Raw genomic sequence first — 18,570 nt, forward strand, 5'->3', positions numbered from 1 at the left:
CTGCCTACTTGGCAAGCTGGACCGCCGCGAGGCCCACACCTCCGGCCGCTGCCTGAATGAGGACGGTTTCGCCCTCCCGGACGTCGCCTCTGTTGATGACGCTGTGATAGGCGGAGCCGAACGAGATCGGCAGCGCGGCAGCCTTTGCGATGTCCAGGCCCGCTGGAACCAGCCAGGTCCTCGATGCTGCGACAGCCCAAAGTTCGGCGTGCGACCCTTGTAGACTGAAAGCAGCGACTTTGTCGCCGACGGCACGCGTGGTCACGTCTCCCCCAACTTTCACCACCGTACCAGCCGCTGCGTAGCCAACCACCCACCGTATGGGCTGCGCGGTGGACCTGCGATTGATCAGATCTCCGCCTTCGACGGAGATCGCTTCCACCCTTATGACGACCTCGTCCGGCCCGCAGACCGGATCAGGCACGTCGACATATTGGAGGACAGACGGTGGTCCCGGATTGTCGTAGACGGCGGCCTTCATCTTCACCCCATTTTCCGAGGACACTTGCAACGACACATAGGGGGTTCACGGTCCCGAGACAGGGCTCCCCGTCGGGAACGCCATGTTGCGCGACTGGCAACGAGCGGAACAGAAAGCGCTGCTGTTCCCCACCGCGCAACAAGCTGTCGCAGTCACGGCCACTTCAACCCCATCCATGGGGACACGAGATAGGCCGAACTCCCTGTCGGGCGTATTCGCAGAGCTGCGGCACTCCCGGCTTCACGACTGACGACGAAGAAAGGTACCAACGATTATGATCGATTTGAGTGGAAAGCGCGCTTTGGTGACCGGCGGTTCGCGCGGCATCGGCGCTGCCATTGTCGAAGCGCTTGTGGAGAATGGCGCCGACGTGGCGTTCACCTATCAACGCGCGGCCGAGAAGGCTGCGGCGGTCGTTCGCTCGATTGAGGCGCGCGGACGTAGAGCTGCCGCTATCCAGGCTGACAGCGCGGACCCGCAGGCCATCAAGCGGGCTGTCGAAGACACCGTGGCTGCGCTGGGCGGGCTGGACATCCTCGTCAACAGCGCAGCGATCGGCCATTCAGGCAACATCGTCGATCTGAACCTGGAGGAATATCAAACCCTCATGGACGTCAACGTGCGGGCGCCGGTGCTGTTTGCAAAGGCGGTCATCCCGCATTTGCGCAACGGCGGCCGCATCATCACCATCGGTTCCGCACTCGGTGAGCGAGTGCCCTTTCCGGGTATCACGCCCTACGCCATGTCAAAGGCGGCGCTGACATCCTTCACGCGTGGCCTTTCGCGCGAGCTTGGGCCGTCTGGCATCACCGTCAACCTCGTCCAGCCTGGCGCGACGGACACGGATGCCAACCCGGCCGACGGCACGGCTGCAGACTTCCAGCGAAGCCTGACGTCGCTGGGACGCTTCGGTGAGCCGAAGGAGATTGCCAACGCTGTCGTATTCCTCGCGAGCTCCGCCGCAAGCGTCATCACCGGCGCGACGCTCACCGCGGATGGCGGCGCGATCGCCTAAGCCATCACCGTCTCGAGGACGGCCCTCAAGGAAGAAGGCCGTCCTCCTTCACAGGGCTGAGGGCAGGAGCGTGTCCGACGACAGTTGCACGGGCGCATGAAAGTCGCCGCTCCGCTATCATTCGGACCAACACATTTCGCTCCGGTTCTCGCCAGCCTGGCGCGGCGATATCCGAAGCTCCAAGTGCTTTCATCCTATACGGATCGCTTCGTGGAACGGGGCCGAGGGTTTAAGCTCAAGCGGCGTGAAGATAGGGCGAACCGGCCCCCTTCCCCGCTCGGCCAGTGAATTCAGCCATGCCGCTCCGACGCGATGAAATCGATGAAGGCTCGCAAGGGTGCCGGCATGAACCGGCGTGAGAAATAAAGGCGTGGCCCATCGAAGCTCGCCCACCAGTCGGGCAGAACCGGTTCGAGATCGCCGGACTGAATATGCGGCTCCAGCCAGTTTTCGAAGGTGTAGATCAAACCGCGGCCTGTTCGGGCGAAGTCGATTGCCGCGGCGGCGGCGTCCACCCCGACGATCAGCCGCGCCGGCGGATCAAGCGACCATGTTTCGCCATCTTTTTCAAAGTCCCAGTCGATATAAGCGCCGCTTGAGAACCGCAGACGGATGCAGTCGTGGGCAAGGACATCGTTCGGATGCTGAACCGCGCCTCGTTCTGCGAGGTAAGACCGACTGGCGGCGAGTGCCGTGCGCTGTGTGGTCGGCCCGATCGGTACGGCGATCATGTCCTGTGCAAGATGTTCGCCATAGCGGATGCCAGCGTCGCATCCCGCGGCCACGGCATCCACAAGACGATCCTCGACCACGAACTCGATGCGTACCCCCGGATGGTTCGCCAGGAAGCGATCGACGAGCGGCGGCAGGATGTCGACCATCACGGCGCCGGTCACATTGAGCCGCAGCAGGCCCCGCACCTCGTCTTTCGTGCTCGCAACATCCTGCAAGGCCACACGCGCTTCGGCATAAAGCGGCAGCAGACGCTCCGCCAGCGTACGGCCAGCCTCCGTCGGAGAAACGCTTCGCGTGGTTCTGGTCAACAGAGGCACGCCGATCCGCCGCTCCAGGCGCGCCATCCGCTCGCTCACCGATGAGGGTGACAGTCCGAGGCGTTGCGCCGTTTTGCGAAACCCTCCGGTCTCGCAGATGTCGAGAAAGACTGCGAGGTCGTCAAAGCCGAAGATGTCGTCATTGTTCGCCATGCCGATCAGTCTATGCGCGATCGCGGCGATTATCGAGAGGTGTGCCAAGACGTATGTCTGTGTGCAGCGGCGACCGCCGTCGATTGTAAAGGAACAGGATGATGCTCAAGAAGACAGTGTTGATCACCGGTGCGAACAAGAGCATCGGCTTTGAAACCGCGCGACAGATGGGCCGCAGAGGCTACAGCGTCTGGCTCGGAAGCCGCGATGCCGCGCGCGGGGAAGAGGCCGTCCGCCTGCTGGAAGCAGAGGGCATCGAGGCGAGGCTGCTCATCATCGACGTGACCGATGCCGCATCGGTGAAACAGGCGGCTGACCATGTGCACAGGGAGGATGGCAAGCTTGATGCCCTCATCAACAATGCCGGCATTCCTGGTCAGATGGTCCCGCCCTCACAGCAATCCATCGATGACATTCGCACCATCTATGAGACCAATGTCTTCGCCCCGGTTCTGGTCACGCAGACCTTTCTTCCCCTCCTCCAGGCGGCCGGAACTGCGACGATCGTCATGGTCAGCAGCGGCCTCGGCTCGCTCGGCTGGCTCTCGGACCCGGACAACCAATTCTACGGCGTCAACTTCCTCGGCTACAACAGTTCCAAGACGGCTCTGAACGCCATCACGGTGTCGCTCGCAAAAGAGCTCGCTGCCTTCGGCATCAAGGTGAACGCCGCCGATCCAGGCTACACGGCCACCGACTTCAACGGTCATTCGGGCTACCGCACGGTGGAACAGGCAGCCAGCGGCATCGTGTGGCTCGCAAGCCTGGACGAGACGGGACCGACGGGCGGCTTCTTCTTCGACGGAGAGGTGGTGCCCTGGTAGGCGGCGACCGCGACTGCGCTTCGCGCAGCCGGAAGTTTGGCGGGAGGGCGGATGTTAGAAATTGCGCTCACGATCATAAGGTTTCGTTGAGGCGTGCGACACGGGGGGTGAATAGGCCCGCGTTTTGTGGGCTCCCTGCCGGAAGCTTTCCAGCTGCCGCTCCAGCTCGACGTTTGAAGGCATCCCGTTTCCAACGGCCCTCCTCCCAAGCCCGTTGCTCGGCGCGGTCTTCGGGTTTCCTGAACGACGGAGACCACCGACGTCATCTGGAGCCGATCGAAGACATACCCCAGCCGAAGGCCGGCGTGACGGAGACTAGACGAGCCAGCCCCGGCCGCATAGCTTGAACGCAAGGGCTTCCGAGGGGCAAGCACGGTCGACCCAGCTTGTCGGCGCTTCACAGGGACCAGGTTGGATTCACTGTTTGGCATCTTGCAACGAAACCATGAGTGCGTTTGGATAGACTGAATTTCGGGACGAGTTCCATCGATCCTCGACCGTCATGTCGGGTTCTGCCCCTTTCCCATCGTGGGGGATGGAGAAGCGGTCAGTGAGTGGGGTTTGACATGAATTTCACATTCTTCGTCGCCGCGGTCGCCTTCGGCCTCCGCATCCATGCCGATGGCCTGTTCCTTGACCAGCTTCGCAGCGGCAATCCCGAAGCCCTCCGCCTTCTCGTCGAGCGGCACCATGCGGCGCTGGTCGGCCTGGCTCAGAGCATCGTCAAGAACCGCGCCACGGCCGAAGATGTCGCCCAGGAGACCTGGCTGGCGGTGATCGCCAATATTTCCCGCTTCGAGGGTCGGGCTGCGCTCTCGACCTGGATCATCGCCATCCTGCTCAACAAGGCCAAGACCATCGCCAAGCGCGATGGGCGCTACACACCGCTGGCGCAGGAAGAGGATCCGGGTGACGAGGGTGATCGCATCGCGCCGTCGCGCTTCGATGAGACGGGGCACTGGGTCGATCCGCCCGCTGCCTTCGACGGGTTGAATCCCGAACGGATCGTCGCCGGGCGCCAATTGTGGAACCATGTCCGCGACATGATCGACCGGCTGCCCCCCGCGCAGCGCGCTGTGCTCATCATGCGCGATGTCGAAGGCAACGACGCGGCGAAGACCTGCGAGCTCTTGGATCTCAGCCCGGAAAACCAGCGCGTCATGCTGCACCGCGCCCGCACTCGCCTGCGCAACGAGCTTGAGAAACTGCTGGTCGGCAAGATCGCTGGTCATCACGCAGGCGTGAAAGGTCTGCTGTAACGCTTTTCGCCCAGCCCAGTCTCACGGACAGAACCCGACCGGGTTTCGAACAAGAGGCGAATGGCATTGCTACGGTGCACGGAGATTCCTGAGGTGGCGAGCGACTATATCAGTCGCGACGGTCCGACGCGGACCCGTCTGATGGTGTCCGTCCATCTGGCGCAATGCAGGAATTGCAGGACCTATGTCCAGGGTCTGAAAATCGCCATGAGCCTCGCACGCGACAGCCTGCGCCGGCCCGTGGCGGATGAGGTCCTCCATGCTCTTGGTCTCGACGATCCGGTTCGCAAGCCTTCGCCAAAGGAGCCGAGCGAATGAGACAGGATGCTTTCTCCCTTTCAACGAGCACGCTGAGTGCCGATGCCGAAACGGCTTTCGAGGCGGCAGTGCACGGGCTTGCCGCCCATAGCCCCAAGACCGGAGCGGCTTTGCAATCGACGCTCGTCGCCGATCCCGATCATGTCGCTGCCCTGGCGCTGAAGGGGTTTGCCAACCTCATTCTCGCCCGGTCCGAACTGGTGGTCGCCGCGGCCGAGGCGCTGTCAGCCGCTCGCAAGGCCATGGCCAATCGCGATGGCGGAACGCGTGACGAACAGGTTCTCGTGCATGCCCTCTCCGCCGCGGTCGACGGCTCCTTCGCGACGGCCGCCCGCCGGCTGGACCAGGGCTTTGAGGAGCGGCCCGCGACATTCCTTCCCTTCAAGATCTCCCATGCTTTGCGCTTCATGGTGGGCGATGCCAAGGGCATGCTGTCGGCAAGCAACCGGGTGATGGACGTCTGGAGCGAAGACCTGCCAGCCGCCGGGTTCCTGCTCGGCTGCCACGCCTTCGGACTGGAAGAGCATGGTTTCTATGACGCGGCTGAAGCGGTTGGCCGGCGCGCCGTGCAGCTGCAGCCCGACGATGCCTGGGGATTGCATGCCGTTTCGCATGTCTACGAGATGCAGGGCGACACGGCGGCCGGCATCGCCTGGCTCGAACATGGCCGGGGATCCTGGTCCCGCTGCAACAACTTCGCCTTCCATATGGCCTGGCATCTGGCGCTCCTGCATCTCGAACGCGGCGACCACGACCAGGTGCTGAGGATCTATGACGAGGAAGTGCGCCCGGAGCAGACGGACGACTTCCGCGACATGGCCAATGCGGTTTCGCTGCTCTGGCGCCTCAACCAGACCGGCGTCGATGTCGGGTCGCGTTGGGCGGACCTGGCGGAGATCGCCCTGAAGCGGCGGCACGATACGACCTTGGTGTTTGCGTCGCTGCATACGCTCGCAGCGCTCGCCGCCATCGGCGAGGACTCCGGCGTCAGCGACATCATGCGCGGCCTGGAACGCAAGGCGACGGGCAGCGGCGACCAGGCCCGCGTCGCAGCCGAGGTAGGGCTGCCGCTCGCCCGCATCATTGCCGGCCTGAGCACGCCCGCCGACAGGCAGATGTTGGATCGCCTCCTCCTCGACATGCCGATGGTCGGCGGCAGCAATGCGCAGCGTGACTTCTTCCTTCTCGCCGTCGCCAAGGCAGCAGGAACGCATGGTGACAGCGCCGGACTGTCGCGAATCCGCGCGGTGCGCAACCGGCTGCATGTCGAAGACCGTCTGCTCGGCTCCATCGAACTTCACAGAGCGCTCTGAGCGCTCGACCAAACCTTCGCAACATTGAAACCTAGGGGAATTCGACATGACCATGATCGACACACAGAATGCTCCCTTGCTTCCGCGGATCTCGGGCAAGCTCGTCGGCACCATCCTCCTTGCAGGCCTTGCGGCCGATCTCACCTGGGAGGTCTGGGCACGGGCGATCACCCCGCTCCTGGTCGGCGGGCCCTTGCAGCCGGCCGCCCTGGTCCAGAGCGTCTTCGGCCTGGAGAGCCTGTTTGCCGCCGAACTCATCCATGCCATCGTCGGTATCGTCTTTTATCCGATCGGCTATCTCTTCATCGCGCGGCCCTTGCAGCGGATGATCTTTCCGAACCTGCCGCTCATCCTGACCGGGCTCGGCTTTGGAACCGGCCTCTGGATCTTCGCGCTCTATGTAATGGCGCACCTGATCGCCGGCCTGCCGGCCTTCCTGGGCTTCATTCCGCTGACCTGGGCGTCGCTTGTTGGCCATTGGCTGTTCGGGCTAATCGTTGCCACGGTCGTGTGGCTGCGGGAGCGGTGAGCCACAGAGGGAAGCCGCGCGGGGAGACGCGGGTCCTCGCTTCCACCTGCCAGCGCCCGCTCCAGCCTGCGCCCTCGCGCTTTTCCAGCGACTTGGCTGGGAAGGCTCTAGAAGCCGAGTTCCCGGAGCGCCGCATCCAGATGTTCAGGATGAATTTCATGGCCGCCATCATGAAGGCACAGGGCAATCTTCCCGCGGCTGCAGTCGGGCGTCACCGTGCATGGAATGCCGCCGATCATCGTCGACCGTGGCTCCTCCCGCCCGCACTGGGCCCGTTCCCGCAGAAGGGCGATGCTCTTGGCCATATCGCCCTGATGGAAACGGGTGCCGATGGCCCTTCCGGTCAGCGGGAAAGTCTGGTCGGCCGTCCCGTGAACATGCACGAGCGGCGGGATGGCGGCGACACAATCCTGAGGAGCCGGCAGCGGGTTCCAGAAGACGCCCGAAAAGGTGACCGCGCCGGCCACGCGGTTTCCCTGCTGGCACAGCGTGTACCAGGCCATCGATGCCCCTTGCGAAAAACCACCGACCAGGAGATTGGCGGCAGAAAAGCCGAAGCGCGTTTCAAGATCGTCGAGAACATGGCCGACGAAGCGCCTCTCGTCACGATCCTGCGCAGGGGCGTTCGGATGCGACCATGTGCCGTTCAGTCCATCGACCGCGACGAAGGCAAGCCCATGGGCATGGGTTACCTCGACGAGGGCGCGATGCTGCATCTGCAGCTCGGCCGAGCTTTTATAGCCGTGGAAGAAGACAAGGGCGCCTTTGGGCAGGCCGGTGGACGGCATTTCGATCCGGTAGCTGCCGTCCTGAACGCGGCACGGCGCCGCGCCGCCACAGTCCTCTGCATGCGTCGCGGCCGGGGCCAGAAGCGCGCTTACCAGGACCCAGTTTCGCCATGACCTCACTCCGGTTCCTCCCGCCGACCCTGTCCCAGCGGTAGCGGTTTCGGCACAGTTCGGCAATTCGTATCTACCGCATATCCGATGAAAGACAGACGTGAATGGAAGAGATAATCGCACACGAACCTGCCCGAGTGTCTGATACGGTGGCTGCCACACTGCATGCCTATGGGGTCCGCCATGCCTTCGGCATGCCAGGCGGTGAGGTCGTCACCCTGATCGACGGGTTGGAAAAGGCCGGAATTGCCTTTCATCTTGCCCGTCACGAGACGGCTGCGGCCTTGATGGCTGCGGGCGCGAGCGTCACGACGCACACGCCCGGCCTGCTCGTCACGACGGTCGGACCGGGTCTCGCCAATGCCGTCAACGGCATCGCCGATGCAGCGCAGGAACATGTGCCGCTGATCGTCCTCTCCGGCATCGTCGATCGCGCCACGCGGGCGCGCTACACCCATCAAGTCATCGACCATGCGCAGCTCCTGCGACCCCTCGTCAAGGCGAGTTTCGAGATCGAACCGGAAAGTGCCGGGCCGACAGTCGCCCGGGCACTGGCGCTTGCCCTGACAGACCCGATGGGGCCGGTGCATCTCGATGTCTCGCCCGCGGTCGCCGCATTGCCCGATCCCCAACCCCGGCGGCTCGCGCCGCCTGCAGTCCTCGAACCCGTCATCGGCGCCGCCAATCCCGCCATTCTGGAACTCGCCAGCCGGCTCGAGAAGGCGGAGCGGCCCCTGATCCTGGCCGGTTTCGAGGCGGCACGCGCGGATGCGGGATCGGCCATTCTGCATTTGGCGGAGGCGCTCGGTGCCCCGGTGCTGACAACCTACAAGGCCAAGGGCGCCATTCCCGAGACGCATCCGCTTGCGCTCGGCGGCGCCGGCCTGTCGCCGCTCGCCGATCGCGTCCTTCTCGATCTCGTTTCCCGCGCCGATCTGATCCTGATGATCGGCTATGATCCGATCGAGATGCGCCTCGGCTGGCTTGACCCGGTTGTCGATGCCGGGCGCATCATCGAGATCACCGTAGCGCCGCCCGACCATGCGATGCATCACGCCCAGACCCGGCTCCTGGCCAACACGGCTGCGGCCACGGCGGCCCTTGCCCTTGGCCTGCAGCCCCGGCCATCCTGGCTCGATGGCGAAGTCCGGGCGACGAAAGAGAAACTGACGGCCCTCTTTGCGACCCGGTCGGCCTGGGGACCGCATCGCATCATCGACCTGATCCAGGAGGCCGCCGGAGCCGACGGCCTCGTGACGGTCGATAGCGGTGCACACCGTATTCTCCTGTCGCAGAAGTGGATCGCGACGACCCCCCTCACCCTTCTGCAATCGGCCGGCTTCTGCACCATGGCAGCCGCCCTGCCGATGGCGATCGGTGCGAAGACGGCCGATCCGCGCCGCCGGGTTTTCGCCGTGATGGGGGATGGCGGGCTGGAAATGGGCATTGGCGAGCTTGCGACGCTGCGCGATCTCGGCCACCCCATCACCGTTGTCGTGTTCCAGGATTGCAGCCTGGCGCTCATTGCGCTCAAACAGGCCTCGGCCAAGCTGGCGCCGGCCGGCGTCGCGCTCGGCCAGACCGATTTTGCGGCCATCGCCGCCGGCTTTGGCGGCCACGGCGTGACGGTCGAGACGGCGGATGCGCTGCGCCAAGCCTTGGCCGCAGCGGAGAGAAGACAAGAGTTCAGCCTGATCGCCTGCCGGTTCGAGGCCGATGCCTATGACCATGCTTTCTGACGCTGCAGTCCTGTCTGGCACGGCGAGCCGCGTCAAGCGCCCGCGCGATCCCCGCCTCGATGTCTTCCGCGGCATCGGGATGCTCATCATCCTCCTCGCCCATATTCCGAACGACCATTGGGCCTTGTGGATTCCGGCCCGTTTCGGTTTTTCGGACGCGACGGAAATGTTCGTCTTCCTTTCGGGCATGGCTTCGGCCATTGCCTTTGGGCGCCTGTTCGATCGAGAGGGGATCATCCTGCTCACGGGCCGGATCCTTCAGCGCATCTGGCAAATCTACTGGTCGCATCTCTGCGTTTTCCTCGTGATCGCGACGCTGATGTCCATGGCCGGCACCCGGCCGGATGGCGTGAGCTACGTGGACAGTCTCAATCTGGTCCGGTTCTTCACCGATCCGGCCCCCCTCCTCCTGGGGCTGATGACGCTGACCTATGTGCCGAATTATTTCGACATTCTTCCCATGTACATGGTCATCCTGGCGCTCCTGCCCATCATGCTGCTCGTCGAGCGAATGCACCGCGTCCTGCCGCTGCTGCTGATGGCCGGCCTCTGGGTCTTGGCTCAGATCTCCCTGCTCAATCTGCCTGCGGAACCCTGGTCGGATCGTCCCTGGTTCTTCAATCCCTTTGGCTGGCAGCTCCTCTTCTTCCTCGGGTTCTTTCTCATGCGCGGCACGATCCAGGCGCCGCCCGCGCGTCGGTCCCTGAAGACGATCGCCGCCCTCATCCTGATCGCCAGCATTCCCTTTGCCTGGTATCGGATCCTCGAGGCCTCGCCCTTCTTCCGCGATGCCGCGCACGCCCTCCTGCCGCTCACCGACAAGTCGACGTTCGGCCTGTTGCGCCTGGTGCATTTTCTGGCGCTTGCTTATCTCGCCTTCCATGCCGTCGGCGAGGGAGGCCGGCGCCTCGTCCATCCCCGCATCATTCCGGTCACCCGCATCCTGATGAAGGTCGGCCAGCAATCGCTGGCCGTCTTCGTCACCGGCATGGTCGTGGCCCAGATCATCGGCATCTGGCTCGACCGAGCCGGACATACGCCTGCGGCCACGGCACTCGCCAATCTTGCCGGGTTCTCCGTGCTGATCGCCACCGCATACCTCGTCGCCTGGTTCAAGGTCGCTCCCTGGAAAGCGTAAGATGATGACTGACACGTCGAATGAGGAGATGATGCGCGAGGACGGCGAGCGGCCCCGAGGAAGCCTGGATGGCCTTCGCATTCTCGACCTGTCACGGATCCTGGCCGGACCGACGGCGACCCAGCTTCTGGCCGATCTCGGTGCCGAGGTGATCAAGGTCGAGAAGCCTGGAAGCGGTGACGATACGCGAAGCTGGGGCCCTCCCTTCGTGCCCGACGCCTCCGGCGGTGACAGTGATCTCAGCGCCTACTTCCTCTGTGCAAACCGGAACAAGAAGTCGATCGCCATCGATCTGGCGAGCGAAGACGGCGTTGCCCTTTTGCGCCGGCTGGTGGCGATCTCGGATGTCGTCGTCGAGAACTATAAACCAGGCGATCTCGCGCGCCGCGGGATCGGCTATGACGATCTTGTCCGCATCAAGCCGGACATCATCTGGTGCGCCATCACCGGATTTGGCCAGACGGGGCCCTATTCCGACCGGATCGGCTATGACTTCCTGATCCAGGCGATGGGTGGCATCATGAGCATCACGGGTGATCCTGACTCGGCCGGCGGCCGGCCGCTCAAGGTCGGCGTCGGCATTGCCGACGTCATGTGCGGCATGTATGCGACCGTCGGCATCCTCGCCGCGCTGCGCCACCGGGACAGGACAGGCCAGGGCCAGTATATCGATCTCGCCCTCTATGACAGCCAGCTTGCCTGGCTGGTCAATGCCGCAACGAACCATCTCGTCTCGGGGCGCGTTCCAACACGGATCGGCAATGCCCATCCCAACATCGCCCCCTATCAGACCTTTCCCGCCTCCGACGAACATCTGGCCATTGCCGTCGGCAATGATCAGCAATTTGCCCGCTTTGCCGAGGCGGTTGGCCGGGCGGAATGGGCCGCAGATCCCCGCTTCCGTCGAAACCGGGACCGGCTCGTTCACATCGACGCCTTGCGAACACTGATCGAAGCGGAGATCTGCAAGGATACCGCCTTGGCCTGGGAACAGCGCCTGCTCAAGGTCGGCGTTCCCGCCGGCCGCGTCGCCACCATTCAATCGGTCCTTGCCGATCCTCACACTCTGGCGCGGGGCATGGTGGTCGAAATGGCTGGCGAAGATCCCGATACGCCTCTCCGCCTCCTCGGCAATCCGTTGAACCTGTCCGCGACCCCGATCCAATATCGCAGCCCTCCCCCGCATCTCGATGCGGATCGCGACGCGGTCATGCATTTGCTGGACCAGGAGGCAGAGTGAGGCATCGCCGCCGGTGTTGGGCCACGGCCGATTGCGCCCGACCGGTGGCGGGACTCTCTCGGTGAGCGTCAGTGCGGTGTGAAGCGGCTGACGATCCGCTCCGCCAGCGTCAAAAGGCCGAAGGCGGCTGCGATATAGAGAACGATGGAGAGCTCCTCGAGGATCGTCCCCTGGAGCAGCCTCGGCCCGAAGAGCCAAAGGAGAGCCAGGCCGCCGATGACGACGGCAACCAGAAGCAATCTGGCTCCATGACGCAGCGAAAAGATGGCCTTGGCCCCGCTCATGATCCCGTGCCCGCTTTCCCCGGCATGTCGACCCGGAAGATGAGAAGATCGTCGCGGCGCTCGACCTCTCCTTCCAGCTCCATCAGCACGGCGGTCTTGTCGAGCAGCGCGCGCGGCAGCGGACCGCCATCGGGTCCGGCCATCAGCAGGAAGTTACGTCCTTCCACCGGCGCGGTGGTGACGAAGACCGGCGGAACACCGCCGATGATGCAGAGATTGGCGCAGGCCTTGTGGGCCAGCCCGGAGCCGGGCCGCATCGCACCTGCATAGCACTTCCCGTCGCAGATCTCGCCGGTCAGCCGCCAGCGACCGAGCGGGACAGGGGCCTCGGGCTCGGCCGCATTGACCGGCGTCGTCGCCGGCTTGATGCCATCACCGGCGACCAGCAGCATGTCGAGATCACCGCGCTTCACGAAGATTCCGCCGACCTCTGTCCAGCGACCCTCAAGGGGTCCGGCCTGCGCCGCGACACCCGTCTTTCCCTGTCCCGCCAGCATGATCGCTCGCGACGCCCTGCCATCTCGCGCGGGGACACGTAAAATCGGATAGGGACGATCTTCCAGAACACCCGACACGCGCCCGCCCTTCAACTCGTCGACGTAACCGCCGGAACCCGGATTCGAGCCGCCGAGCGAGAGCGCAAGCGCGGCGGTCGCTAGTCCGAGGAGGAAACAGGCGGCGAAGACCAGGGAGAGCCGGAGGAACGCCGGAGGGATCTTCTTCGAATAGCCAAGGAAGAAACCGGGATCGGGAGGGTGCGGTGTCATGCGTCGCTCCTCATCTTGGGTGCGCTCTGTCCATCGCCCGCCGGCGCGTCGGGGATCGCAAGCGGCTCGATCCGCGTTCCGAGCGGCAGAGCGACGGGATCGACGAGCACACGCGAACCGGAGAGAGCGACCCGATATTTGCGAACGCGTTCACGATAGGGTGGCGGCGCGCATCCATCCTCGAGCCGATATTGAAATCCGTGCCACGGGCAGGTGGCGACGCCTCCAACCACTTTCCCCTCTCCGAGCGGACCGTTCTGGTGCGCACAGACATTGGACATGGCCGAAAGATGGTTCTTGAAGCGGAAGACCGCGACCCGCTCGCCATGCGGCAGAACGCCGACCACGGCGCGACCTTCCGGGATGGCCGCCCATGCGCCGAGATCGACCCAGCCCGTTTCGCCATCTCGCGGCGACCCCGCCTCGTCGATTAGCTTTTCCCGTCGCCCTGCCAGGAGATGAAGCGCCGTCAGCAGCGCCAGCCCGGAGCCGACCACCATTGCCATGACGGGCGCCCGGCCATCGAGCACGGAGCCGAGAACCACATGCAGCACCACCGCCGCATAGGCGCCGTAGAGGCCCATATGCAGCCCCTTCCACAGCGGCGGTGAGAGGAAGGACAGCCAGAAATCATGGCTGGTCGCGGCCAGGATCAGGAGAATGAGCAGGGCGAAGATGCCGAAGAGCTCGAACGGAAAGCCGACAAGGCTGCCGAAACTCGTATTGCTCGTCACAAGCGCCGTCAGTCGTGGTGTCGGAGAGAAGGAAAAATACCAGTCCAGGACAAACATGGCATGGGTCGAGGCGACTGCGGCCGTCATGACCCCGAAATGTCGACGGTTGTAGAGCACGGGCAGGAAGCGGCGATCGAGCCTCGCCAGCGGACCAATGGCCAGCACCACGGTCAGCATGAGAAAGGCAAGCGAGCCGAAGGCGCGCATTCGGAGGATCGGAGTATCGACCGCTTCGACCGCCTGCGACAGGTGCGGCGCCAGGTGGAGATAGAGAAGAATATAGAGGGTCACCGCCATGAGGAGAACCGCATCATAGACGAGCTTGGTGCGGTTCCAGCCGACGGGTTTGTAGGCCGCGCTCATCAGTGCTCCTGTTGCGAACCGGGGTCGAGGCGAACAGACGGGGCGTCCCTTGAAAGCGTCGGCGCCTTGGCAAACGCCATGACGACGCACAAGGGAATGGCGACGGCCAGGGCCGTCCAGATCCAGGCATGAGTTTTCCTGTGCGCGCGCTGCATCGTTTAGCTCCCGGGATGACGAAGAAGGAAGATCCAGCGCCACAGGACCAGCGGCCACAGGAGGAGGATGCCGGGAAGGAGAAGCGGGCGAAACATGTAGGCCCCGGCCGCGGCATGATCGACCTGGTCGATACCGAACGACAGGAAGGCCAGGGCAACGAGCACGCCTGGAATGGCCCAGAGGATCAAGACGAGACCGACCGGATCGGCAAAGAGGTCCGTCATCGCCCCTTACTCCAGGCCGGTTGCCGGGATGGCACCGCCGGTCACGACCGCGGCTTGCGGGGAGATGAGGAAAGCGATCAGTCGGGCGATTGCTTCCGGCGCAACCCAGTCCGACACCTTGGCATCCGGCATGGCAGCCCGGTTCTGCGGCGTGTCGATCGTGCCCGGCAGGATGCAGTTGGCCGTGATCCGATGCCTGCGATGTTCGGCCGCCAGGCTCTCGGTCAGACGCATCACGGCCGCCTTGGAGGCGGCATAGGCCGCCTGGTTGGCACCGGCCTTCAGCCCCGGAGCGGCGGCGATATGGACGATCCGCCCATAATGGGCCGCCTGCATGACGGGCAGCACGGCGATGCTCGTCAGCAGCGCCACCCGCGCATTCAGCGTCATCATCAACTCCCACTGGTCGAGCGTCTGGCTGCCGACCGGCCCGGTCGCAAAGCCGCCGACCGTGTTGACGAGCGCATCGATGCCGCCGTACCGCGTCACCGCCGCATCGGCCATGGCCTGCGCGAACAATGGGTCGCCAAGGTTCTGGGCGACAAAGGGCGAGGCCTCGGCGTCTGCGGGAAGAGAGCGCAGCAGATCATCCAGGGCCTCGCGGGTGCGATCCACGCAGAAAAGGCGCAAGCCTTGGGCGGCCAGGAGCCCCACCGTGGCACGGCCGAGATTGCCCGCAGCCCCCGTCACAATCACACAACCTTCTTGTTGCACGACTTCAGACTCCTCTTGATGGCCAACCGGCCGTAAATCTCGTCACTGAGGCTTAGACGCGCCGGCCCGCCGGGCGTTACAGGAAATTCGCAGCCAATCTTGCGCTCGTCCGCGCTGAGCTGGGCTGCGCAGCAGGTGTTTTGGATACTGCCAGCGGCTGCGCGCCTGTCCGACATCAGCGCCCATGAGACAGAACTGGCTTAATTGAGAAGAGAGGATTTTCGGCTCATCGTAGCTCACTCAAAGGAAGCGAAGATGAGCGGTCAGGTGGATATCGTCGTCAACAATGCCGGCATCCAGCATGTCTCGCCCATCGCCACGTTCCCGGCAGAAAATGGGATGCAATTTTGGCGATCAACCTCTCTTCCGCCTTCCATCTCGTGCAAGCGACATTCGCCGGGATGTGCCAGCGCGGCTATGGCCGCATCATCAATATTGCATCGGCTCATGGCCTCGTTGCCTCGCCCTTCAAGTCGGCTTATGTGGCGGCCAAGCATGGAATGGTCGGCTTCACCAAGGTGATCGCCCTTGAAGGCGCGGAATTCGGCGTCACGTCCAACGCCATCTGCCCAGGCTATGTCTGGACGCCGCTCGTGGAAAAGCAGATCGAGGATCAGGCAAGGTCCCACAACATCGGCCGCGACATGGTCATCCGCGACGTCCTTCTCGCAAACCAGCCGACCAAGCGCTTCGCGACCGTCGAGGAACTGGGAGCGCTGGCCGTGTTTCTCTCCGGCGACCAGGCGAGATCGATAACCGGCGCCGCAATCCCCGTCGATGGCGGCTGGACAGCCCATTAACTGTGGCGTTTAACCGTGCTGAACCTGATAAGTCGCCAATGTAAGGCGAGCGGGGGAGCGATCAGCCGTTGGCGGCCATCGAGCGGGCGACGTCGGCCGCGCTGATGCCCTCGAGCGCGAGGCCGTAGCCGCCGTCCTGATCGATGATCCGGCGCAGCTTCTGGGTCAGCGCGATGCGGGTGTAACGCGAGGTCAGCGGCGGCAAGGCGGCAATGCCCTCGGCGATCTCGTGGGCGCGGGCGAGGAGCGTGTCGGCCGGAACGATCTCATTGACCACGCCCCAGTCCTTGGCAGTGGCCGCATCCAGCACCTGGCGGGTCAGGATGAAATAGCGGCCGCGGACGCTGCCGATCACCTCCGGCCAGAGAAGATTGACGCCGTCGCCGGGCACGATGCCAAAATCGAAATGCGGCTTGTCCTGGAACACGGTCTCCGGGGTGGCCAGGATGATGTCGGTGAGCAGCGCATATTCCGAGTGAAGCAGCACCGGGCCGTTGAGCGCTGATATCATCGGCACCTCGATGTCGAGGATGTTCATCAGAACCTTGCGGCCCTCGCGAAAGATCTTGTCGTAACCACGGGGCGAGAAGAAATCGAAGCCTTCGGGGCTGATCGCATCCATGAAGGCATCTCCAGACCCGGTCAGGATGACGACGCGATTGTCGGTGTCGGCGCCGATCTGGTGGAAGAGCTCGACGAACTGCTCGTGCGTATGGCCGTTGAAGACGAGCTTGCCGCCTTCGCTATGCAGCGCGACTTCGAGCACGCCGCTCGGCGTGCGGGTCAGGCGGGCGTTCGGGAAGGAATTCTCGTAGGTGTCGAACGTGGACATCATGGTTCTCCTGCGTGTTGAAGGCTTGTCCGGATCGGAGGATCAGGCGGCGGGCACGATGGCTTCGAGGCGGGCGATGGCCTTCTGGACGGCCGGCCGCGCAGCCACGGTCTCGAACCAGCGGGAAAGGTTGGGGCGACCATCAAGGGTCAAGCCTGGGAAGGCGATGCGCCACATCCAGCCGAAATGGGCGATGTCGGCGATCGTGAAGTCCTCGCCGGCGATGAAGGGCTGCGCGCCGAGCTTCGCATCGAGCAAGCCGAGGATCCGTTCGGCTTCGGTGGTGAAGCGCGCCTCGGTAATCGGCTGCGGTTCCGGCGACGAGCGCTTGAAGAAGCCGGCATTGCCAAACGCCGGGCTCAAGGCCGAGGCATGGAAGAAGAGCTGTTCGAAGACGCGGGCGCGACCTACACCGTCCTTCGGCAGGAGCTTGCCGCTCCTTTCGGCGAGATGGACGAGAATGGCGGCGCTCTCGGTTAGCACGAAACCGTCATCGACCAGGACCGGCACCTTGCCGTTCGGATTGAGCGCGAGAAAAGTTTCGGTCTTCTGCTCACCGTTGCGGACATTGACGGGCTTCAGCGTGTAGGGCAGCCCCATTTCTTCCAGAGCGATCAGCACCTTGACGCTGTTCGGTGTGGCGAAGGCATGGACTTCGATCATCGTTGGTCTCCATTGGATTGGGCTCCGGAGAAGACAGGTATGGCCATTCCTTGAGGCTTGCGGCAGGCAGGTCGAAGCGATAATAGTTATTCCCAAGGGGAATGGGCCATGGACAGACTTCAGGCGATGGCCGCATTCGTGCGGGTGGTTGAGACCGGATCGTTCTCGCAGGCCGCGCGACAGATCGGCGTCGGCCAGCCGGCGATCTCGAAGACGATCGCGCAATTGGAAGAACGCCTTCAGGTTCGCCTGCTGCTGCGATCGACCCACGGCCTCTCGCCAACCGACGCGGGCGTTCGCTTCTACGAGCGGGCGAAGACCGCGATCCAGGAGGCAGACGAGGCCGAGCTGGAGGCAAAGGGGGCTGGAACGGGCTTGTCTGGCCGTCTCCGTGTCGGCGCGGCAACGACATTTGCGAGGCTGATGGTGGTTCCCCGGCTGCCGGAGTTCCTGGCCGCTCATCCCGACCTTGAGGTCGACGTCGTTCTCGACGACCGCGTCATCGACCTCGTGTCGGAGGGCATCGACATTGCCCTGCGCATGGGCGAACTCGCCGATAGTACCGCAGTCGCCCGCAGGCTCGCGACAGGCCGTCGGTCCGTGGTGGCGACGCCTGCCTATCTCAAGACGTGCGGCATCCCGCGGGTTCCAGCCGACATTGCCGCGCATCAGGCCGTCGTCTATCCCCAGCTCGGGAACAGCTGGAAGTTCCACCGCGCTGGCACCGAGGCGTCAGTCACGGTGTCAGGACGCGTACGCTTCACCGCCGCCGAGGGCATCCGCGCTGCCGTCATGGCGGATATGGGTTTGGCGGTAACATCGGACTGGATGTTCTGGCCGGAACTCCAGAACGGCGACGTTCTCCGCGTCCTGGAGGATTGGACGCTCCCGGACATCGACCTGTGGGCGGTTTTTCCGACCGGGCGGCTGGCCAGCGCCAAGGCACGGGCATTCGCGGAGTTCGTGGAGACGATCGTCGGCTGACGCGATCTCCTTCCGGCGCGAGGCAGTAGTTCTTCGCCAACACTTGTTGATTGCAAACGAATGGGCTCTAGGATGAGGCACCCCACGAA

The 18,570-nt window shown here is 64.0% G+C and carries 19 protein-coding genes and 2 pseudogenes; 11 read left to right on the plus strand and 10 right to left on the minus strand.

Features of this window, described 5'->3' with window-relative positions; all coding sequences use genetic code 11:
- Positions 1-4: 4 nt before the first annotated feature.
- Positions 5-481 carry an alcohol dehydrogenase catalytic domain-containing protein gene (locus ACLE20_RS02515; RefSeq protein ID WP_410938663.1) on the minus strand — a complete coding sequence of 159 codons (477 nt, stop codon included), beginning with the start codon at positions 479-481 and terminating at the stop codon, positions 5-7.
- A gap of 274 nt (positions 482-755) precedes the next feature.
- Between ACLE20_RS02515 and ACLE20_RS02520 the strand changes: the two genes are divergently transcribed.
- Together ACLE20_RS02520 and ACLE20_RS02525 are read left to right on the plus strand one after the other, a co-directional pair.
- Entirely contained in the window at positions 756-1,496 is a 741-nt protein-coding gene (locus tag ACLE20_RS02520; RefSeq protein WP_410938664.1) for an SDR family NAD(P)-dependent oxidoreductase, read from the plus strand.
- Positions 1,497-1,577: 81 nt separating this feature from the next.
- Positions 1,578-1,727, plus strand: a pseudogene (locus ACLE20_RS02525) (LysR family transcriptional regulator); the annotation flags it as partial.
- A 59-nt stretch (positions 1,728-1,786) separates the two neighbouring features.
- Here ACLE20_RS02525 and ACLE20_RS02530 read toward each other — a convergent pair.
- A complete protein-coding gene (locus tag ACLE20_RS02530) occupies positions 1,787-2,701 on the minus strand; it encodes a LysR family transcriptional regulator (RefSeq protein ID WP_410938665.1) in 915 nt (304 codons plus the stop codon).
- A gap of 98 nt (positions 2,702-2,799) precedes the next feature.
- Here ACLE20_RS02530 and ACLE20_RS02535 point away from each other — a divergent pair, with 98 nt between their 5' ends.
- From ACLE20_RS02535 to ACLE20_RS02550, 4 genes are all read left to right on the plus strand, one after another.
- A complete protein-coding gene (locus ACLE20_RS02535; protein ID WP_410938666.1) occupies positions 2,800-3,525 on the plus strand; it encodes an SDR family oxidoreductase in 726 nt (241 codons plus the stop codon).
- A gap of 566 nt (positions 3,526-4,091) precedes the next feature.
- Positions 4,092-4,784 (plus strand): RNA polymerase sigma factor, encoded by a 693-nt coding sequence (locus ACLE20_RS02540; protein WP_410938667.1) that lies wholly within the window; start codon positions 4,092-4,094, stop codon positions 4,782-4,784.
- A 314-nt stretch (positions 4,785-5,098) separates the two neighbouring features.
- Positions 5,099-6,415 carry a tetratricopeptide repeat protein gene (locus ACLE20_RS02545; protein WP_410938668.1) on the plus strand — a complete coding sequence of 439 codons (1,317 nt, stop codon included), beginning with the start codon at positions 5,099-5,101 and terminating at the stop codon, positions 6,413-6,415.
- A gap of 52 nt (positions 6,416-6,467) precedes the next feature.
- Positions 6,468-6,944, plus strand: coding sequence for a hypothetical protein (locus ACLE20_RS02550; protein ID WP_410939122.1), 477 nt, complete (start codon positions 6,468-6,470; stop codon positions 6,942-6,944).
- A 107-nt stretch (positions 6,945-7,051) separates the two neighbouring features.
- On the opposite strand, the gene ACLE20_RS02555 is transcribed toward ACLE20_RS02550, so the two are convergent.
- Positions 7,052-7,852, minus strand: coding sequence for an alpha/beta hydrolase family esterase (locus ACLE20_RS02555; protein ID WP_410938669.1), 801 nt, complete (start codon positions 7,850-7,852; stop codon positions 7,052-7,054).
- A 95-nt stretch (positions 7,853-7,947) separates the two neighbouring features.
- Between ACLE20_RS02555 and ACLE20_RS02560 the strand changes: the two genes are divergently transcribed.
- The 3 genes from ACLE20_RS02560 to ACLE20_RS02570 are packed head-to-tail and all read left to right on the plus strand — an operon-like array spanning position 7,948 to position 11,960.
- Positions 7,948-9,582 (plus strand): thiamine pyrophosphate-binding protein, encoded by a 1,635-nt coding sequence (locus ACLE20_RS02560; protein WP_410938670.1) that lies wholly within the window; start codon positions 7,948-7,950, stop codon positions 9,580-9,582.
- Complete coding sequence (locus tag ACLE20_RS02565; protein ID WP_410938671.1) at positions 9,566-10,720, plus strand: OpgC family protein; 1,155 nt, start codon at positions 9,566-9,568, stop codon at positions 10,718-10,720. Before ACLE20_RS02560 ends, ACLE20_RS02565 begins: the two co-directional genes overlap by 17 nt.
- Before the next feature lies 1 nt (position 10,721).
- Positions 10,722-11,960, plus strand: coding sequence for a CaiB/BaiF CoA transferase family protein (locus tag ACLE20_RS02570; protein ID WP_410938672.1), 1,239 nt, complete (start codon positions 10,722-10,724; stop codon positions 11,958-11,960).
- A 68-nt stretch (positions 11,961-12,028) separates the two neighbouring features.
- Here ACLE20_RS02570 and ACLE20_RS02575 read toward each other — a convergent pair whose 3' ends face one another.
- The 5 genes from ACLE20_RS02575 to ACLE20_RS02595 all read right to left on the minus strand — a co-directional run bounded on the left by ACLE20_RS02575 (position 12,029) and on the right by ACLE20_RS02595 (position 15,202).
- Entirely contained in the window at positions 12,029-12,199 is a 171-nt protein-coding gene (locus tag ACLE20_RS02575; protein ID WP_410938673.1) for a hypothetical protein, read from the minus strand.
- A 41-nt stretch (positions 12,200-12,240) separates the two neighbouring features.
- Positions 12,241-13,011, minus strand: a complete 771-nt coding sequence (locus tag ACLE20_RS02580; protein WP_410938674.1) for a hypothetical protein — start codon at positions 13,009-13,011, stop codon at positions 12,241-12,243.
- Complete coding sequence (locus ACLE20_RS02585; RefSeq protein ID WP_410938675.1) at positions 13,008-14,108, minus strand: Rieske 2Fe-2S domain-containing protein; 1,101 nt, start codon at positions 14,106-14,108, stop codon at positions 13,008-13,010. The genes ACLE20_RS02580 and ACLE20_RS02585 overlap by 4 nt, the downstream gene beginning before the upstream one ends.
- A 158-nt stretch (positions 14,109-14,266) precedes the next feature.
- Positions 14,267-14,488, minus strand: a complete 222-nt coding sequence (locus tag ACLE20_RS02590; RefSeq protein WP_410938676.1) for a hypothetical protein — start codon at positions 14,486-14,488, stop codon at positions 14,267-14,269.
- Between the two features lie 6 nt (positions 14,489-14,494).
- The gene (locus ACLE20_RS02595) at positions 14,495-15,202 is read right to left on the minus strand and encodes an SDR family NAD(P)-dependent oxidoreductase (protein ID WP_410938677.1); all 708 of its coding nucleotides are present in this window, start codon (positions 15,200-15,202) and stop codon (positions 14,495-14,497) included.
- Positions 15,203-15,409: 207 nt separating this feature from the next.
- Here ACLE20_RS02595 and ACLE20_RS02600 point away from each other — a divergent pair.
- Positions 15,410-16,002, plus strand: a pseudogene (locus ACLE20_RS02600) (3-hydroxybutyrate dehydrogenase); the annotation flags it as partial.
- A gap of 61 nt (positions 16,003-16,063) precedes the next feature.
- On the opposite strand, the gene ACLE20_RS02605 reads toward ACLE20_RS02600, so the two are convergent.
- A complete protein-coding gene (locus ACLE20_RS02605) occupies positions 16,064-16,837 on the minus strand; it encodes an enoyl-CoA hydratase/isomerase family protein (protein WP_410938678.1) in 774 nt (257 codons plus the stop codon).
- Between the two features lie 39 nt (positions 16,838-16,876).
- On the minus strand, positions 16,877-17,497 hold the full coding sequence (locus ACLE20_RS02610; protein WP_410938679.1) for a glutathione S-transferase family protein: 621 nt from the start codon (positions 17,495-17,497) through the stop codon (positions 16,877-16,879).
- Positions 17,498-17,605: 108 nt separating this feature from the next.
- Here ACLE20_RS02610 and ACLE20_RS02615 point away from each other — a divergent pair, with 108 nt between their 5' ends.
- Positions 17,606-18,481: a LysR substrate-binding domain-containing protein gene (locus ACLE20_RS02615; protein WP_410938680.1), complete on the plus strand. Its 876-nt coding sequence runs from the start codon at positions 17,606-17,608 to the stop codon at positions 18,479-18,481.
- Positions 18,482-18,570 lie beyond the last annotated feature (89 nt).

The organism is Rhizobium sp. YIM 134829 (genome assembly GCF_046546455.1).

What these genes read in the sequence shown, in the direction of transcription:
- ACLE20_RS02540 (WP_410938667.1), top strand. Translation starts at nt 4,092, where the DNA reads ATGAATTTCACATTCTTCGTCGCCGCGGTCGCCTTCGGCCTCCGCATC.
- ACLE20_RS02590 (WP_410938676.1), bottom strand. Translation starts at nt 14,488, where the DNA reads ATGACGGACCTCTTTGCCGATCCGGTCGGTCTCGTCTTGATCCTCTGG.
- ACLE20_RS02545 (WP_410938668.1), top strand. Translation starts at nt 5,099, where the DNA reads ATGAGACAGGATGCTTTCTCCCTTTCAACGAGCACGCTGAGTGCCGAT.
- ACLE20_RS02535 (WP_410938666.1), top strand. Translation starts at nt 2,800, where the DNA reads ATGATGCTCAAGAAGACAGTGTTGATCACCGGTGCGAACAAGAGCATC.
- ACLE20_RS02615 (WP_410938680.1), top strand. Translation starts at nt 17,606, where the DNA reads ATGGACAGACTTCAGGCGATGGCCGCATTCGTGCGGGTGGTTGAGACC.
- ACLE20_RS02570 (WP_410938672.1), top strand. Translation starts at nt 10,722, where the DNA reads ATGATGACTGACACGTCGAATGAGGAGATGATGCGCGAGGACGGCGAG.
- ACLE20_RS02605 (WP_410938678.1), bottom strand. Translation starts at nt 16,837, where the DNA reads ATGATGTCCACGTTCGACACCTACGAGAATTCCTTCCCGAACGCCCGC.
- ACLE20_RS02530 (WP_410938665.1), bottom strand. Translation starts at nt 2,701, where the DNA reads ATGGCGAACAATGACGACATCTTCGGCTTTGACGACCTCGCAGTCTTT.
- ACLE20_RS02580 (WP_410938674.1), bottom strand. Translation starts at nt 13,011, where the DNA reads ATGACACCGCACCCTCCCGATCCCGGTTTCTTCCTTGGCTATTCGAAG.
- ACLE20_RS02610 (WP_410938679.1), bottom strand. Translation starts at nt 17,497, where the DNA reads ATGATCGAAGTCCATGCCTTCGCCACACCGAACAGCGTCAAGGTGCTG.
- ACLE20_RS02550 (WP_410939122.1), top strand. Translation starts at nt 6,468, where the DNA reads ATGATCGACACACAGAATGCTCCCTTGCTTCCGCGGATCTCGGGCAAG.
- ACLE20_RS02560 (WP_410938670.1), top strand. Translation starts at nt 7,948, where the DNA reads ATGGAAGAGATAATCGCACACGAACCTGCCCGAGTGTCTGATACGGTG.
- ACLE20_RS02565 (WP_410938671.1), top strand. Translation starts at nt 9,566, where the DNA reads ATGACCATGCTTTCTGACGCTGCAGTCCTGTCTGGCACGGCGAGCCGC.
- ACLE20_RS02520 (WP_410938664.1), top strand. Translation starts at nt 756, where the DNA reads ATGATCGATTTGAGTGGAAAGCGCGCTTTGGTGACCGGCGGTTCGCGC.
- ACLE20_RS02585 (WP_410938675.1), bottom strand. Translation starts at nt 14,108, where the DNA reads ATGAGCGCGGCCTACAAACCCGTCGGCTGGAACCGCACCAAGCTCGTC.
- ACLE20_RS02515 (WP_410938663.1), bottom strand. Translation starts at nt 481, where the DNA reads ATGAAGGCCGCCGTCTACGACAATCCGGGACCACCGTCTGTCCTCCAA.